We start from the raw sequence: 15,467 nt of genomic DNA, 5'->3' as shown, positions 1-15,467 counted from the left end.
CTTTCCAACGGACTACCATTTGACAAGAACAAGCAATCGGAGCCGTGAAAGCGGCACTTGATCCAGGCTGCATACAAAAGCATTGCGGGTCACATGCCCGCCTTCTCCATTTCAGTTGGCTCTTGCCTGGTCAGACGAGCCGGGAATGGTTGAACACCATCGACTCCTGCAGTCAGAACCAGAGTCGAACGCCAGCGACAAGCCCGGTGTCTTCCGCTTCCTCATCGTCCTCACGCGCATAATCCGCGGTCTTGCCGAACTTGCGCGACCAGACGACTCCGAGATACGGCGCGAACTTGCGCGTGAACTCGTAACGCAGTCGAAGTCCGAATTCGAGATCTGAGAGCCCTGCCCCGACACCACGCGCGGGATCATCCTCGCCGTAGAAATTCATCTCGAGATCCGGCTGCAGGATCGAGCGCTGGGTCAGCAGAAGCTCGTACTCGGCCTCCAGTCGAAATGCAGTCCGCCCTGATTCGCCGACATAGGCGGTTGCATCGATTTCGAACCAGTACGGCGCGAGACCCTGAAAGCCGAAGGCTGCCCAGTTCCTGTCCGGCCCGTCGCCAAAATCATGTCGCACGCCAGTCTGCAATCCCCAGTAGGCCGAGATCGCGTGATTCCATAGAAGTTCGCTACGCGCTTCGCCCAGTTGTCCGTCACTGCGCTCGCCTTCGAGCTTGAACCAGAGCTTGTTCAGATCGGATCCGACCCAGGCCCGGGCATTGATCGCCTGTCCATTTTCTTCGTCTCCATGAAACGCTTCGAGGTGATCGATCAATACGCTGGTCAGCACCGATTCGCCATGCATGTGGTGCATGCCGTGCATGGGTCCCGAACCGACACCATCGGAATAGTCCGGGCTACGTGCTCCAGGCGGTGCCGATCCGCCCTGCATGTCCTTCATGTCGTGGTTCATGCTTTTCATCTGGCCTTGGTCCATCTTACTTTGGTCCATCTCGCCGTGACCCATGCCCTCCATCTGGCTGTGATCCATCTCGCCGTGATCCATGCCTTCCATCTGGCTGTGATCCATCTTGCCGTGATCAATCTTGCCGTGATCCATCGAGTCGTGATCTTTTGCTCCGGCAGAATCATCGTCGCTCGCAGCCACAGTCTGCGTGCCGTGATCGGAGTGCGTCGGTTCCTGCGCATGCCCATGCATGGGCATGGCCAGCGCGACTGCTACCAGCGCACAAAGCGATCGCTGTTTCGCTGCTGGCCCACAGGCACCATCTCGAACACTCAGGGTCATTCTCATGACACCACCACTTCGCGGAACATGCCCGCTTCCATGTGATAAAGCAGATGGCAGTGATACGCCCATCGGCCAAGAGCATCGGCGCTGACCCGATAGCTGACGCGCTGCGCGGGCTGCACCATGATCGTATGCTTGCGGACCTGGAATTCGCCTTGCGGATTCTCGAGATCACTCCACAACCCATGTAGATGAATCGGGTGCGGCATCATCGTGTCGTTGACCAGGACGACGCGCAGGCGCTCGCCGTATCGGAAGTGCACCGGCTTGGCATCGTTGAACTTCTGTCCATCGAACGACCACATGTAACGTTCCATGTTTCCGGTCATGTGCAGCTCGATCTCGCGTCCCGGTTTGCGCGGATCGATCTGACCACCAATGGTGTGCAGGTCGGCATAAGTCAGCACGTCGCGACCGTTGTTGCGCAGGCCGATGCCCGGATCGTCGAGATTGGATCGTGGCATGTCGACTCGCATGTCGACGCCGGGCCCGTACTCGGTTCTGGCGTGATTGGCCATCACCATGCCGGCCATGCCTTCCGAGCCGGATCCGTGGCCCATGCCGGCCATGTCGCCAGGCCCATGTTCCATGCCGGCACCCATTGCCATGGCGCCCATCATGTCCCTCATGGTCAGCCATTGCGGAGGATCGATGGCGGGCACATCCGCCGACATGCCGGCGCGCGGTGCAAGCGTGCCTCGTACGAAACCTGTGCGATCGATGGTCTGTGCAAATAGCGTATAGGCACGATCGTCGGCCGGCTCGACAATCACATCGTAGGTTTCGGCAACGGCAATACGGAATTCGTCGACACTGACCGGCTCGACATCCTGGCCATCCGCAGCGACCACGGTCATTTTCAGGCCCGGAATGCGCACATCGAAAATGCTCATGGCCGAACCATTGATGAAACGCAGGCGCACTCTCTCGCCACGTTCGAACAGGCCGGTCCAGTTGTTCCCGGATGTCTTGCCGTTGATCAGGTAGGTATAGGTGTGTGCGGTGACATCCCCCAGGTCGGCGGGGCTCATGCGCATCTCGTTCCACATCTTCCGTTTCGCGAGCGCGTTGCGAAAACCCATTTTCAAGGCATCCTGCGCGAACTCTACCGCTGTGGGTTCGTTGAAGTTGTAGTAGTCGCTCATCTTCTTGAGATTCGCGAACAGCACCTCGGGATCTTCATCGCTCCAGTCCGACAACATCACTACGTAGTCGCGCTCGGTCGGATGCCGCTCGCCATCACGCGGCGTGATGACGATAGGCCCGTACAAGCCGGTCTGTTCCTGGAATCGGGAATGACTGTGATACCAGTAGGTACCGCTCTGTTTGAGCTCGAAGCGGTATTCGAATGTTTCGCCGGGCGCGATGCCATCGAAGCTGAAACCCGGCACGCCATCCATGCCGCTTGGCAGCAGGATGCCGTGCCAGTGAATTGAACTGTCCACATTCAGGCGATTGGTGACGCGCAACGTGACCGTGTCACCCTCGCGCCAGCGCAGCAGCGGTGCCGGCACTGAACCATTGACGGTGGTTGCGGTGCGCACAGCACCGGTGAAATTCACTGGGGACTCGCCAATGCCGAGATCAAATCGCGTCCCGGACAGGCTCTGGGCATCCCGGTGGGAATCAAGCGCCCAGGCAAAGCCGTTGCCCAGGCCCAGCCCGGCAATTGCCCCGCCCGCGGCAAGGCCTTGAAGGAATCGTCGTCGCGATTCGGTCGGCGGCAGGGCGGTATTGGAAGAAGAAGAACGGAACGCCATGGTTCGCTCCTGGAAAAGGTCAGGGTCGGTTGCGCCAGACGCGCAAAGTTGACGGCGCGCTGTCAGTCAATGAACGACAGGGCGCTATGGCTGAGTGCCTGCAGGCACCTCGAGACCTTCAGGAAATGGGAGGTCGAATCTGCTCGGTGAGAACTGGCGAAATGTGCCCGGAGTCCGGCATCGAACGTGCCGGATCACGAATGACGGCAACGCCTGACATCGGACATGCCGGAATCGCCGCGGCTGCGTGATAGCAATCGCAATTGCACGATCCGGGCTTGCAACAATCCGACGGGGCCGACTTCACCGGAACCGTACCGTGGCTGGATTCATTCGCGCCGACCGAAACCATTTCGTGGCAAGGCAGCTCCACTTCCGGGCCGGGCGATTCAGCGGAAGCCAGGTGCGAATCAGAGCCCATGCCGGAATGGATGCCAGATGCGGCCAACGCGATTGATGAACCATTGAGGATCAACCCCAGGCTCAACGCGGCTCGCAATGCTGTGGACCACAGGCTCATCAGGACAGATTACACCAGGTGTCAAGCGGAGGAACAGTTGCCGAAAGCCGCCATGGGCACGTCCAGGAACCCCATCCGGGACGGGCAGAGCCGAACTTGCCGGAAATGATGAATACACATACACGGCGGGCGAATGAATCCGGCCCGATTTTCCGGCAAGGAACCGGGCCACTGATGCGACACTCGTGCTGGCATTGCACTGGCATCAATGGCAGCATCCTGTCGGGCCGTGAGGCCAGTTCTTCGATCGGTTGTTCGCCGAAGTGTTTGCGGCTTTGCAGACCGGGATAACATCGGAGCGCAAGCGTCATTCGCTGCAACGGTCGGAAGGCTTGCGGCCCTGAAACGTCCCTCCGCGAATTCGGAGCGGTATCCTCAAAGGAGGCATCAAATGAAACTCGTTTTCAAACCAGGAACGGCAACCGGTCTGCTGGCCGCGTGCGTCCTCCTCGGTTGGTCGCTCTCGGCCAGCGCGGCATCACCCGCCGACTGCCAGGCTTACGCCACGCGAGTCCAGGCCGGTACGGGCAGCGTCGCGGGTAGCGCAGGACGCGGTGCGGTGCGCGGCGCCGCGTTCGGCGCGATTGTCGGCGACTCCAGCAAGTCGGCGCGCAAGGGCGCGGCCTGGGGCGCCGCAGCTGGCGGCGTCAGAAAGAGCGTCACCAAGAATGAGGTCTACAAACAGGCCTACGACAACTGCATGGCCGGCCTCGTCAAGTATTGAATCAGGTGCTGCGTGTTTGCGCAGCACCCTGCACGAATTCCACGGACTACTGAGGACACGAAAATGACCTATCGGACCACCAGCGTACTTGCATTCGCCCTGCTCGCGGCGAGCCTTGCCGCACCGGCAACAGCTGCGGACAACGATGACAAGAATCTTGCCAACTACACCTGCAAGGAAGTCATGCTCTTCTCCGGCAAGGATCGCGACGTCGCCATTGCGGTCCTGCATGGCTACCTGCTCGGCAAGTCCGGCGGTACCACCTTCAATACGGATGTGCTCGCCGCAGGCACCGACCGCTTCATGGACTACTGCCTCGACAACCCGACCAGGAAAGCCCTGGAAAGCATGGAAAAGGTAATGAAGGCACCGGCTTCCTGATCCGGCCCAATTCCGGATCCTGCAAGTTCCTTCCCGCAGCGTTTTCCCGAGGGGAAGCGTTGCAGCGGAATACGTGGCGCAACTGGATTCTGTCCGCTACACCCAAGTTCGAAATGATGTAGGCAATACTTAAGTATTGAGGTTCGCGATGCGAAAGCATGGCAGGCTGGTCAAGTGGAATGACGATAGGGGATTTGGCTTCATTTCGCCCGCGCAAGGTGACGGCGACTTGTTTGTCCATGTGTCCGCATTTCCGAAGGACGGAAAGCGACCCGTTGTAGACGAATTGATCTCCTTCGAGACGGAAATGGGTCCCGAAGGCAAGTTGAGGGCCATTCGCGTTGGCCGCGCAGGCGGTTCTCCCAGGTCAAGACAACCAGAAGCTTCGGAGTCTCGATTTTCCGCGGCCAGGTTGGTTGTCAACTTACTGGCCGCAGTGCTCATCGCATTTGTCGGAGTCTACGTCTACACCACGCATAGGGCGGCCGATGACACTTTTGCGGTCGGGACAAGCCAGATCCTGAAGCAGGATTCACCCAGCAACAGGTTCACGTGCGACGGACGCACGTCCTGCTCGCAGATGACGTCGTGCGCCGAAGCCACCTATTTCATCGAGCATTGTCCGAACACGGCCATGGACGGCGACAATGACGGCAGGCCTTGCGAATCCCAGTGGTGCAACGGTTCGCGATGAGCTGCAATCGCGGCACTTGCAAATCCTGATCGATATACGTACATTAGTACGTATGGACGATCTTGACCTGACCGACAACCAGCGCCGCGTACTGGACTACATCCGCCAGCACATGGCCGAACGCGGCAATGCGCCAACCCTGCGCGAGATCGCCGACGCCCTGGGTTTTGCCCGGCATAGCTCGGCCCAGGATTACATCAAGGCCCTTGAGCGCAAGGGCGTGCTCGAACGCATTCCGCATCGTGGACTGCGCCTGAATCACCGCTCACGGACGCCGGCGGCGATGTTGCTGCCCCTCGTCGGCCGCGTGGCCGCCGGCAGTCCGATCCTGGCTACCGAAAATATCGAAGGCGAGTTCGGCATCGACGCCAGCCTGTTCCGTCCGCGGCCGGATTATTTCCTGCGCGTGGTCGGCCTGAGCATGCGCGATGCCGGCATCCTCGATGGTGACCTGGCCGCTATCCATCGCACCGAAACAGCCGATGACGGTCATATCGTGGTCGCCCGTGTCGATGATGAAGTCACCCTCAAGACTCTTGAACGCAAGCGCGGACGGATTCGCCTGCTGCCGTCCAACCCCGACTTTGAACCGATCGAAATCGATCCGGAACGTGACGCCTTCGCCATCGAAGGTCGCTATGTCGGCATGATCCGGAGAACCTGAAATGTCCGCACTGCTTGCCGCATCCTTTGCCCCGTCAGCACCGCTGCCCTTGCCGCAAGCTTCCGCACTCGGCGAAGTATTGCGCCACCCGGGTATCTGGCGTGGCGGTGCCGAACCCGGTTCCTCGATCCGTACCCGGGCCACGGGCAATGCCTCACTGGATGCCCTGCTGCCTGGTGCAGGCTGGCCAGTCGGCTGCCTGACCGAGATCCTCATCGAGAATGACGGCCTTGGCGAGCTCGAGCTGCTCATGCCGGCCCTGGCCGCACTGACCCGTTCGCGTCGTCGCGTGGCGATGATCGCTCCACCCTACCTGCCCTACCCGCCGGCCCTCGCTGCAGCCGGCATCGATCTGGATCATTTCGTTCAGATCGACGCCGGAGCCACCGATTCTCACTGGAGCGCCGAGCAATGCCTGCGCGCCGGTTGCTGCGCTGCGGTGCTGCACTGGTTGCCTGATGCCAATTACAGGCAGCTGCGCCGCCTGCAACTGGCCGCCGAAACCGGGAATGCCCTGGCTTTTCTTTTCCGCCCCTTGAAAGCCTTGCAGGAATCCAGCCCGGCGGCGCTTCGCCTGAAGATTTCCCATTCAGAAACAGGTGCTTGCATCGAAATCCTCAAGTGCAGAGGCATATTTGATACGCGCCGAAACACGCGCTTCCACCTGCGCGCCTGAAGCAAGGCACGATACCTAAGGACAAACAAGAACGCAGGAACCGGATCGCCCTTGCCGCGCAGAGGGGAGGCAAGCTCGACCAACGTCGGAGATGTGCGCAATCCGAATGGGGGCACCGCGACCGAAGTGAAACCCTTTTCGGGGCATCCGCGCAGCCCAATCCGCGAAGAAACAGGGAACGGGCGCAGGACCCACCCGCACCCGCGGCCAGGCAACCCGACTACTTGCGCAGGACGACCATGCCCCCGCGTCGATACTTGCCGATCAGCATGAGCCAACCCATGCCGCCCCAGCGGACGAAGTCCGACAGCCATGCCGGCAATCTTGCGAGTCCGGGCATCTCGTACTGAACCATCGCCAGCATCTTCGGCATCTGATAGACGCGAGAATCGCGAAACCCCGCCGCCCGGCCAAGACGAATGATTTCTCGGGGCGGCATGTCACGCTCAGTGACGCCAAACGCATCGACTGCAGCGCGCGAATGCTCCGCGGCCGCGTGCCCGACGCCGGGTTCAAGCGTAACCAGCATGCCACCGGGCTTCAGTGCGCGATAGACGCTCGCAAGCGCCGCCGCCGGATCTTCGGCGTGATGAAGTGCGTCGTAGAACACTGCAGCATCGAACTCTTCTTCGAACGTCATCGACTCATAGTCGCTGACGCGGAAATCGAGGCCCTCAACACCAGAGGCGGCACGGTTTCTTTCGGCCAGTGCGATCATGTCCGGAGCGATGTCCTGCCCGGTGACCTGGTATCCGCGCCGCGCGTAAAACACACTCGTCCACCCGCTGCCGCAACCGAGATCCAGCAATCGTGCCGGCGCCGGCGGCAAGACCATGAACAGACCTCCCATGTCCGCCAGCATGCGGCCGCAGAATGGATCGGAAAACGGCTTGCCCATGGCGTGCGCGGCGCCCACTTCGCCAATCTTCGCCACGTACTCGATTTCACCCTGCTTGGCCAAAACGCTGCTCAGCCTCCGGATCGGGCGGCAAATTTGCTCGCGACATAAGTTTCGACAACGTCGATGAACTCGCGGGCGATGTTGTCGCCCCGCAAAGTCATGGCCTTCTGCCCGTCGATAAACACCGGGGCGGCGGGGGACTCGCCGGTCCCAGGAAGGGAAATGCCGATGTCCGCGTGCTTGGATTCACCCGGACCATTGACGATGCAACCCATCACGGCCAGGGTCATGTTTTCTACACCGTCATACTTGATCCGCCATTCCGGCATCTTTTCGCGCACATGCGACTGCACCGACTGCGCGAGTTCCTGGAACAGGGTGCTGGTCGTGCGCCCGCATCCGGGGCAGGCAGTCACCAGCGGCGTGAACGCACGCAGGCCCATCGTCTGCAACAGCTCCTGGGCGACGATGACTTCGCGTGTACGTGATTCGCCGGGCTCTGGCGTCAGCGAAATTCGAATCGTGTCGCCGATGCCTTCCTGCAGCAACACGCCCAGGGCCGCGGTAGACGCCACGATGCCCTTGGACCCCATTCCCGCTTCAGTCAGTCCGAGGTGCAAGGCATAGTCACAACGCGAGGCAAGTTCGCGGTAAACGGAGATCAGTTCCTGCACGCCGGAAACCTTGCACGAGAGGATGATCTGGTCGCGTGACATGCCCAGCTGTTCAGCGCGCGCCGCAGAATCGAGCGCGGATCGTATGAGTGCCTCGCGCGCTACATGCGCCGCATCCCAGGGTTCGGCGCGCAGGCGGTTTTCGTCCATCAGGGTCGCCACCATGTTCTGGTCGAGCGAACCCCAGTTGGCACCGATGCGAACCGGTTTCGCGTAGCGCAGCGCCGTTTCGATAATGGCCGAGAACTGGGAATCCTTCTTGCGACCGAAGCCGACGTTGCCCGGATTGATTCGGTACTTGGCCAGCGCCTCGGCCGCCGCCGGTTCATCCGCAAGCAATTGATGGCCGTTGTAGTGAAAATCGCCGATCAAGGGCACATCTGTGCCCATCATCGCCAAACGTTCGCGAATTCTCGGTATCGCCGATGCGGACTCCGCGTTGTTGACGGTGACCCGCACGAACTCGGAGCCGCTGCGTGCCAACTCGGCCACCTGCTTGGCAGTGGCCACCACGTCCGCGGTGTCCGTGTTCGTCATTGACTGCACGACAACCGGCGCACGGTCGCCAACCACCGTATTGCCTACGCGCACACCAACGCTGGCGCGACGTGGTTGAGCGCTGTCAGGGAGACTCGTCATGTCGAAAGATTCTGGGTCGGGATGCGCGAAACCGGAGGGCGCAAAGTATGCAGGATACTCAAGCCGTCGTGGGTTCGGCCAGCGCGTGCGCTGCGGCCTGCTCCAGACCTTCATCCGGAAGGTCCAGCGGTGGCAACGCGAAGCGAAGATAGGCCCCCGCCGATTCCATCAACCCTGCTCCGGTCACCGTGAGCGTGCAGGCGGAAGAGGGCCAGCGATGCGGATCTACCGGCAGGGTCAGCTGAATGGATTCCGGTTCACGCTCGAACATGCCCGGCGTCAACAGCGAACTGTAGATCGCCGACTCCTCCGAACGCAGCGGCGATAGAAGTATGCCGCGCCGGTCGTTCAGCAGATTGCCCGTTTCATCAAGTGCATTGACCCCGATGGGCAGCGATCTGCGCGCCAGCAATCCTATGCCCGCATCGATCCGCCCTTCGTCGTCGATGCGCATCCAGCGCACTACGCCCACCATCCAGTCGGGATGCTGGGCAGCGCTGCCGGGCTGTGACAGGCCAACCAGCTCGCCCACCTTTGTCCGCACCGCCTCGCCATGGCTGCCGCGTTCCCACAAGACTCGGTAGCCACCGAAACTCTGGTCGAGAACGCGTACCGGAAGCGGCTGGGCGCGCATGTGTTCACTCGAACCGGTTGCCCAGGATGCGGCGGCATCCTGCTCGGACATCTGAATCGAAGTGCCACGCAAGCGACGCAGGAATCCGTCGAAATCCTCATTTCCGGCAAGCACGAAATGCAGGTCGTGCAGACCGATGACACTATCCAGCGTATGTCCGCCAGTCAGGCGCACGTGCCCACGCGACCCGTCCGAGGTCCAGCCGTCAACCAGACGCTGAGTCAGGTCGATGTCCACCTGGACGGCCGGCCCGCCACGCATGCGGAATGTGGCCAGGCGAATGCCCGGCGGCAGGTTGCCCGCCTGCTCCTCGACGTGGGCCAGCAGGCGCCCGAGCTTTAGAGCCAATACGCCATCGTTGGCTGAAGTCCGCTCTTCGGGCAGGTAACCCGGTCCACGATCGCTGTCGACATCGATCGGATGCATGGCATCACTGGCTTCCGTCGCCTTGCCAAGCTCGCAGTACGGGGCCAGCGCGCAGGTCAAGGCGATCACTTCCAGCAGCTCGCGTTGCGTGTATCGGTAAGGATTGGCGAGAGCCAGCAGCAGCGCATGACAATAAGCGGTCCTGGAACTGATCGGCGCTCCGATCACGCTGTCGTCGACATCGCGACTGTCCTGTCCCACGGATGCAATGAAGCGGAAAGTGTCGTGCAGGGCTTGCCACGCTCCATGGGGTGGCGTCCGGTACAGGAGATAGGCCTTGTGCAATCGCGCACCACCGTGCACCAGAGCACGAGCGGCGGACAATGTAACCAGCTTTCTTCTGAGCAATGGAAGACTGCCGTTGGGTGCGCAGAAGTCGTACAGGGCAATGCGATAGCCCAGCGCCAGTTCACTCTGGAATTCCTGGGCGAGGATGCCCAGCTCTGCGCGCTGCGGTGGCAGTGGAAAACTTGCGCCGACAATCTGCTTGTCGACCAGGCCGGCCAACTGGGTGACTGGAACCCGCAGGATTTCAAGCGCTTCAAGCCGTTCCGCCGGCGCCGTGCGCAGGCGATTCATCGCCTGCAAGCCATCGACCAGCATGCGCGCCGTTGCCGAGAAATTGGCCAGGGGCAATGCGGCGACCCAGTGACGTACGGCGCGCGCTTCGGTATTGAAATCACCGGCCTTGGGTGCCCGCCGTTCCGGCAGATCACGCAACAGGCGGCGGTGGTACTCGCTCATGCTTTCAATTCCCGGTAGGAGCCATTCGATGCTGCGCTAAGTTAGCAAATATCGGGACCGGCAGCGCCCAATCCGGTTTGCGGATCAAGAAGTGCGCCGAAGAGCGGCATTCAACAGACGGGCCATCAGGCGATCCCGCAGGGATTGCGGCCGCTCAAGCCCCATCCGGGCGAGTCCGTCCGCATCTTCGGGCCCGGGACTCAGCACAGCGCCGAGCAAGGAGCTCCAGCGACCCGGCTTGCCCACGACTGACTTCAACCAGCCCAGCGCGGCCAGAAGGCGAAGTTCTGTCGGGGTGAAATCGCTGCCGAAGGGCCAGGCCGGCAACAGGCCTCGCGCACGCGCGCCGCCCAGGCGCTCGCGCAGAATCGCCGGCGTATTCTGCGACCACGCGGAAGGAACGCGGAAGTCCGCCGGCAATTTGAGCGCCTTGATGGCCTGCTCGACCAGCTCCTGGTGAAAGCGAGCGTCGCTGATGGCGAGCATGGCGATGACGCACTCCTCATCGGACTTTCCGCGCAAGTCGGCTATGCCGTACTCGCTGACATAGATGTCGCGCAGGTGACGCGGAATGGTTGTATGAGCGTAATTCCAGCGAATGTTCGAGGTCAGTTTTCCGTGCGCCAGCCGGGTAGAACGCAACATCAGGACGGATCGCGCATCATCCAGTTCATGGGCCAGCGCGACGAAGTTGTATTGGCCACCCACGCCGCTGACCACGCGACCATCCTCGAGGGCATCCGAAGCCGCCGCGCCGAGAGCCGTGGCGATCATGCAGGTGTTGAAGAAGCGGGCCTGCCGGTGCTGCCGCCTGGCCAGCGCTTCGTATCCGCGCTGCAACTGGTTTATTTCCGAAATCCGGTTCATCGAGAGCCCCTCGAAGTCCTCTCCTTCGAGTCCCGAAAGCCAGAGATACAGTTCCTTCGAACCGAGGCAGAAGCCGCCGTTCAAGTAGCGGCCGCCAATCAGATCACGCCCGTGAATCGCGGCGCCAAGGGCGGCTTGCGATTCCGGATTGTCCAGGTCCGTGGAGATATTCGAGCCGTCCGGCAGGTGCAGCCGATCGTCCTCTAACCGGCAGCCTTGCGGCAGGATTCCGAAGCGCACCAGGCGTTCCAGCTCGTTGGCGCCGACACGCGCAGGCAGCACGTCGTAACTGCGCAGCCTCAGGACATCGCCAGACTCCAGCCTGTCACCGACCGCGCCCTCATCAACGACACGTTGCAGTGCCAGGTCTTCGTACACCTTTCGCACGAGGATTCCTGCGCGCCGCAGATGCATGAAACCATCCATGACCATTTCGCTGGAGCCGTGAATGCCGCGCTTGAACGGATCGCGACCGCCGGCCTTCAGTACGGCAGGCGACTGACCTGCTTCGCCGCACAGTGCGTCAATGGCATCGCAATAGCCGACATTGTCGCGCTGGCGCAGCAACAGGGAATGGACCAGCGCGTCAGAAAGCGCACCGATGCCGATCTGCAAGGTGCCGCCGTCGCGAACCAGGGTGCTCGCGTGCAGGCCAATCGCGTACTCGACATCGTCAATTTCCTTGCGCGGCAGTGCGAACAGCGTCTGGGGCGGGTCCGGTGCATCGAGCACGATATCGAAAAGATCGGTCCCGGCGCCGACATCGGCATCGCCACCGAGGAAGGGAAGCGCTTCGTGGACCACGCCGATGAACATGGGCAACCTTGCGCCAGCCGCGGACAACAGATCCATCAGGTCAAGCGTGATATCCGGATTGCAACCGAGGCTGTAGCGCGCTTCCGCCCCCTGCCCGCGCCTCGCCACCAATTGGGCGATGACATTTATTCCGGTGTCGACCAGGCTCTTCGCAACCATCGTGTAGTTGAGGCTGGCGTGATTGCGTTGTGCCTGCCCGGAATCCAGCATCGCACCGGACTGGAAGTAGAACTCGTGCACCTTCACGTTGGGCGGCAGCCGGTCCTCGGCCATCGCCACGGCATACTCCAGATGCGGATAGTCGTTGCCGAAGTGACGAGCAAGAAACGGCTCGGCGAATCGCCGCTCAAGATCGCTTTGAGGTTCCGGCACGCGCAAGGAGAGCGCCGTATGGATGGTCAGTCGTCGCGACGGCTCCGCTGCAATGCGCCGATACAGCGCATTGATGAGCCGATTCGGCTTGCCCAGGCCCAGTGGCGTCGCCAGCACCACATGATCGCCACATGCCTGCAGGATCCGCTCCACGCAGGTTTCGATGTCGCCCAGTTGCTCGATAGACTGCATGCGGCACTCGCTGATTCCGATCCCGCATCCTACTGCGCCGGCAACCCGATTTGCGCAATGATGCCCACGATGGCGGCCAGCTTGGGTATGATCGGGGTCGAGCGGAGGGACTCATGGGTGAGCGGTTCAAAATCGCGATAGTCGGATCCGGCCCCGGCGGCCTGTCGGCGGCGGCCCGCGCCGCGGAGCGCAACGAGTCGCATGTATTGCTCGAAGCCGAACCGCACCTGTCCAACACCATCTACCTGTACCAGAAAGGCAAGTACGTGATGGACGAGCCCGGCATCCTGCCGTTGCGCTCGCCCATACCGTTTTCGGCAGGCCTGCGCGAAACCATTCTCGATGGCTGGGACGAAGCCGCTGCCAAGCTCAAGATCAACGTGCGCCACCAGCACGAAGTTTCTGCCATCGAACGTCGCGCCGATGGCATCTTCGAAATCAGGTGCAGGAATGGCAAGAGCGTCGAGGCAGAAGCCGTTGTGCTTGGTATCGGCCTGCAAGGCAACCTGAGAAAGCTGGGTGTGCCAGGCGAGGACTTGCCGTTCGTGCAATACCAGCTCGACGATCCGGAAGCCTACGAAGGCGAAACGATCGTCGTTGTCGGCGCCGGTGATGCCGCCATCGAGAACGCAGTCGCGCTGGCGAAACAGAACAATGTCGTCATCGTCAACCGCAAGGACGAGTTCGGTCGCGCCAAGAAGGGCAACGAACAGGCCATCCTCAAGGCCATCGACGATGGACTGATCGAGTGCTACTACAACTCCTCGCCCGAAAAGGTCGAGGCACTCAGTGCCGGACGCAAGCCTGGCCGCATGATCCTGAATACCGCGAATGGTCGCGCGCAGATCCTGCTCGACCGCGTCATTGCCCGACTCGGCGCGACTGCGCCGCGCGGCTTTGTCGAAGCCTGCGGGGTCGTCTTCCCGAACAAGGATCCGGCTTCGGTACCTGCGATCAGCGCGCAATACGAATCGAATGTCAAAGGGCTCTACATCGTCGGCGCCCTCGGCGGCTATCCCCTGATCAAGCAGGCCATGAACCAGGGCTATGAGGTCATCGAGTACATCACCGGAACGGCGGTGGAACCGGCCGATGCGCCCCTGCTCAAGGCCAAATTCGCCAATCTGCGGGGCATTGGCAGCGTCGATCAGGCACTCGCCCAGATCCAGAAGAATGTTCCCGTGCTTTCGCACATCACGCCGTTGCAGATGCGCGAGTTCATGCTCGATTCGGATATTCGTACGCCGGCTGCGGGCGAAGTCATTTTCGAGCGCAACGACTACACCAACAGCTTCTATTCGATTGTCGAAGGCGAGGTCCACATCGACGTGGAAGGCCGCCCGGCGCCGGTCGTCCTGCGCCGCGGAGAATTCTTCGGCGAAATGAGCCTGATCTCCGGACGACGCCGTTCGGCCACGGTCAAGGCCGGGCCCAACTGCGTACTCGTGGAAACGCCGCGCCGATCGATGAATCGCCTGATCAATTCGGTGGAAGCGGTAAAGACCGAAATCGATCGCGTCTTCATCATCCGTGCCATCCAGTCACGCTTTGCTTCCGAAGCGACCACGGAGCAACTCGCTGAAATGGCCGCCAGTGCCACCCTTCAGCGCTACAGGGCCGGCGAAGACGTGTTCAAGGAAGGGGATGATGGCGACTGCCTGCACCTGGTCCGCGTCGGTTCGCTGACCATTTCGCGCAATATCGGTGGCAAGGACATCGTTCTGACCTATGTCGCCGCGGGCAACTATGTCGGCGAAATGGCCCTGATGGGCGAATCCAAGCGCTCGGCGAGCGCGCGTGCCGCGATCGCGACCGAAACCATCCGCCTCGATGGCGCAGTCTTCAAGAAAGTGCTGAGTCGCATCCCTGCCCTGCGCTTGCGCCTGCAGAAGGAGTTCAAGGAGCGCACGGCTGCCAACCTGGCCATGCAATCCCTGCCGGGTGGCGGCGACATCATCTCGTTCCTGATGGCCCAGGGTGCCGGCGAGGCAACCGACATCCTGCTCATCGATGAATCGCTTTGCGTTCGTTGCGACAACTGTGAGAAGGCCTGCGCTGAAACCCATGGCGGCACGTCACGACTGGACCGCGAGGCGGGACCGACATTCGCCGACGTGCACGTGCCGACGTCCTGCCGCCACTGCGAACATCCGCACTGCATGAAGGACTGTCCGCCCGATGCATTGCGTCGTGCACCGAATGGAGAGGTTTTCATCGCCGACAATTGCATTGGCTGTGGCAACTGCGAGCGCAATTGTCCGTATGGCGTGATCCACATGGCCAGCAAGCCACCGAAGAAACCGGGCCTGTTGCAGTGGTTGCTGCTGGGTCGCGGTCCCGGCCCCGGCGAAGCGCCCTACGATCCGAACGCGGTCAAGGACCCCAAGGCCAAGAAGGCGGTCAAGTGCGACATGTGCAAGGACCAGAAGGGAGGCGCAGCCTGCGTGCGGGCCTGCCCGACCGGCGCCGCGATCCGGATCAGCCCAGAGGAGTTCCCGGCCTATGCCCAGTCGCGACGCTGAAAC

Annotated in this window: 13 protein-coding genes; 6 read left to right on the top strand and 7 right to left on the bottom strand. The window is 61.5% G+C overall.

Going from position 1 to position 15,467, the window contains the following annotated elements; all coding sequences use genetic code 11:
* Nucleotides 1-172: 172 nt before the first annotated feature.
* From R3F00_RS11125 to R3F00_RS11115, 3 genes are all read right to left on the bottom strand, one after another.
* On the bottom strand, nt 173-1,261 hold the full coding sequence (locus tag R3F00_RS11125; RefSeq protein ID WP_371281864.1) for a copper resistance protein B: 1,089 nt from the start codon (nt 1,259-1,261) through the stop codon (nt 173-175).
* Nucleotides 1,258-3,018 (bottom strand): copper resistance system multicopper oxidase, encoded by a 1,761-nt coding sequence (locus tag R3F00_RS11120; protein WP_371281863.1) that lies wholly within the window; start codon nt 3,016-3,018, stop codon nt 1,258-1,260. Before R3F00_RS11120 ends, R3F00_RS11125 begins: the two co-directional genes overlap by 4 nt.
* Nucleotides 3,019-3,136: 118 nt before the next feature.
* Complete coding sequence (locus R3F00_RS11115; protein WP_371281862.1) at nt 3,137-3,538, bottom strand: CopL family metal-binding regulatory protein; 402 nt, start codon at nt 3,536-3,538, stop codon at nt 3,137-3,139.
* A 391-nt stretch (nt 3,539-3,929) separates the two neighbouring features.
* On the opposite strand from R3F00_RS11115, the gene R3F00_RS11110 reads away from it, so the two are divergent.
* The 5 genes from R3F00_RS11110 (at nt 3,930) to imuA (ending at nt 6,677) form a co-directional block, all read left to right on the top strand.
* Nucleotides 3,930-4,262 (top strand): hypothetical protein, encoded by a 333-nt coding sequence (locus tag R3F00_RS11110; protein WP_371281861.1) that lies wholly within the window; start codon nt 3,930-3,932, stop codon nt 4,260-4,262.
* 63 nt (nt 4,263-4,325) lie between these two features.
* Nucleotides 4,326-4,643, top strand: coding sequence for an HdeA/HdeB family chaperone (locus R3F00_RS11105; RefSeq protein WP_371281860.1), 318 nt, complete (start codon nt 4,326-4,328; stop codon nt 4,641-4,643).
* A 148-nt stretch (nt 4,644-4,791) separates the two neighbouring features.
* Entirely contained in the window at nt 4,792-5,337 is a 546-nt protein-coding gene (locus tag R3F00_RS11100; protein WP_371281859.1) for a cold shock domain-containing protein, read from the top strand.
* 52 nt (nt 5,338-5,389) lie between these two features.
* Nucleotides 5,390-6,001, top strand: a complete 612-nt coding sequence (gene lexA / locus R3F00_RS11095; RefSeq protein ID WP_371281858.1) for a transcriptional repressor LexA — start codon at nt 5,390-5,392, stop codon at nt 5,999-6,001.
* 1 nt (nt 6,002) lies between these two features.
* A complete protein-coding gene (imuA, locus tag R3F00_RS11090) occupies nt 6,003-6,677 on the top strand; it encodes a translesion DNA synthesis-associated protein ImuA (protein ID WP_371281857.1) in 675 nt (224 codons plus the stop codon).
* 220 nt (nt 6,678-6,897) lie between these two features.
* Here the strand turns inward: imuA and R3F00_RS11085 are convergent, their stop codons facing one another.
* The 4 genes from R3F00_RS11085 to R3F00_RS11070 form a co-directional block, all read right to left on the bottom strand.
* Nucleotides 6,898-7,638 (bottom strand): class I SAM-dependent methyltransferase, encoded by a 741-nt coding sequence (locus R3F00_RS11085; protein WP_371281856.1) that lies wholly within the window; start codon nt 7,636-7,638, stop codon nt 6,898-6,900.
* Between the two features lie 8 nt (nt 7,639-7,646).
* Nucleotides 7,647-8,891, bottom strand: coding sequence for a flavodoxin-dependent (E)-4-hydroxy-3-methylbut-2-enyl-diphosphate synthase (ispG, locus tag R3F00_RS11080; protein WP_371281855.1), 1,245 nt, complete (start codon nt 8,889-8,891; stop codon nt 7,647-7,649).
* A gap of 58 nt (nt 8,892-8,949) precedes the next feature.
* The gene (locus tag R3F00_RS11075) at nt 8,950-10,695 is read right to left on the bottom strand and encodes a hypothetical protein (protein WP_371281854.1); all 1,746 of its coding nucleotides are present in this window, start codon (nt 10,693-10,695) and stop codon (nt 8,950-8,952) included.
* 84 nt (nt 10,696-10,779) lie between these two features.
* On the bottom strand, nt 10,780-12,942 hold the full coding sequence (locus R3F00_RS11070) for an acetyl-CoA hydrolase/transferase C-terminal domain-containing protein (RefSeq protein WP_371281853.1): 2,163 nt from the start codon (nt 12,940-12,942) through the stop codon (nt 10,780-10,782).
* Nucleotides 12,943-13,055: 113 nt separating this feature from the next.
* On the opposite strand from R3F00_RS11070, the gene R3F00_RS11065 reads away from it, so the two are divergent.
* Complete coding sequence (locus R3F00_RS11065; RefSeq protein ID WP_371281852.1) at nt 13,056-15,464, top strand: cyclic nucleotide-binding domain-containing protein; 2,409 nt, start codon at nt 13,056-13,058, stop codon at nt 15,462-15,464.
* Nucleotides 15,465-15,467: the final 3 nt, after the last annotated feature.

Origin of the sequence: Dokdonella sp., from assembly GCF_041395345.1 — a bacterium.
Taxonomy (GTDB): Bacteria; Pseudomonadota; Gammaproteobacteria; order Xanthomonadales; family Rhodanobacteraceae; genus Dokdonella.
Note: the sequence above shows the minus strand (reverse complement) of the source record. Positions and strands in the feature narration are given on the sequence as shown.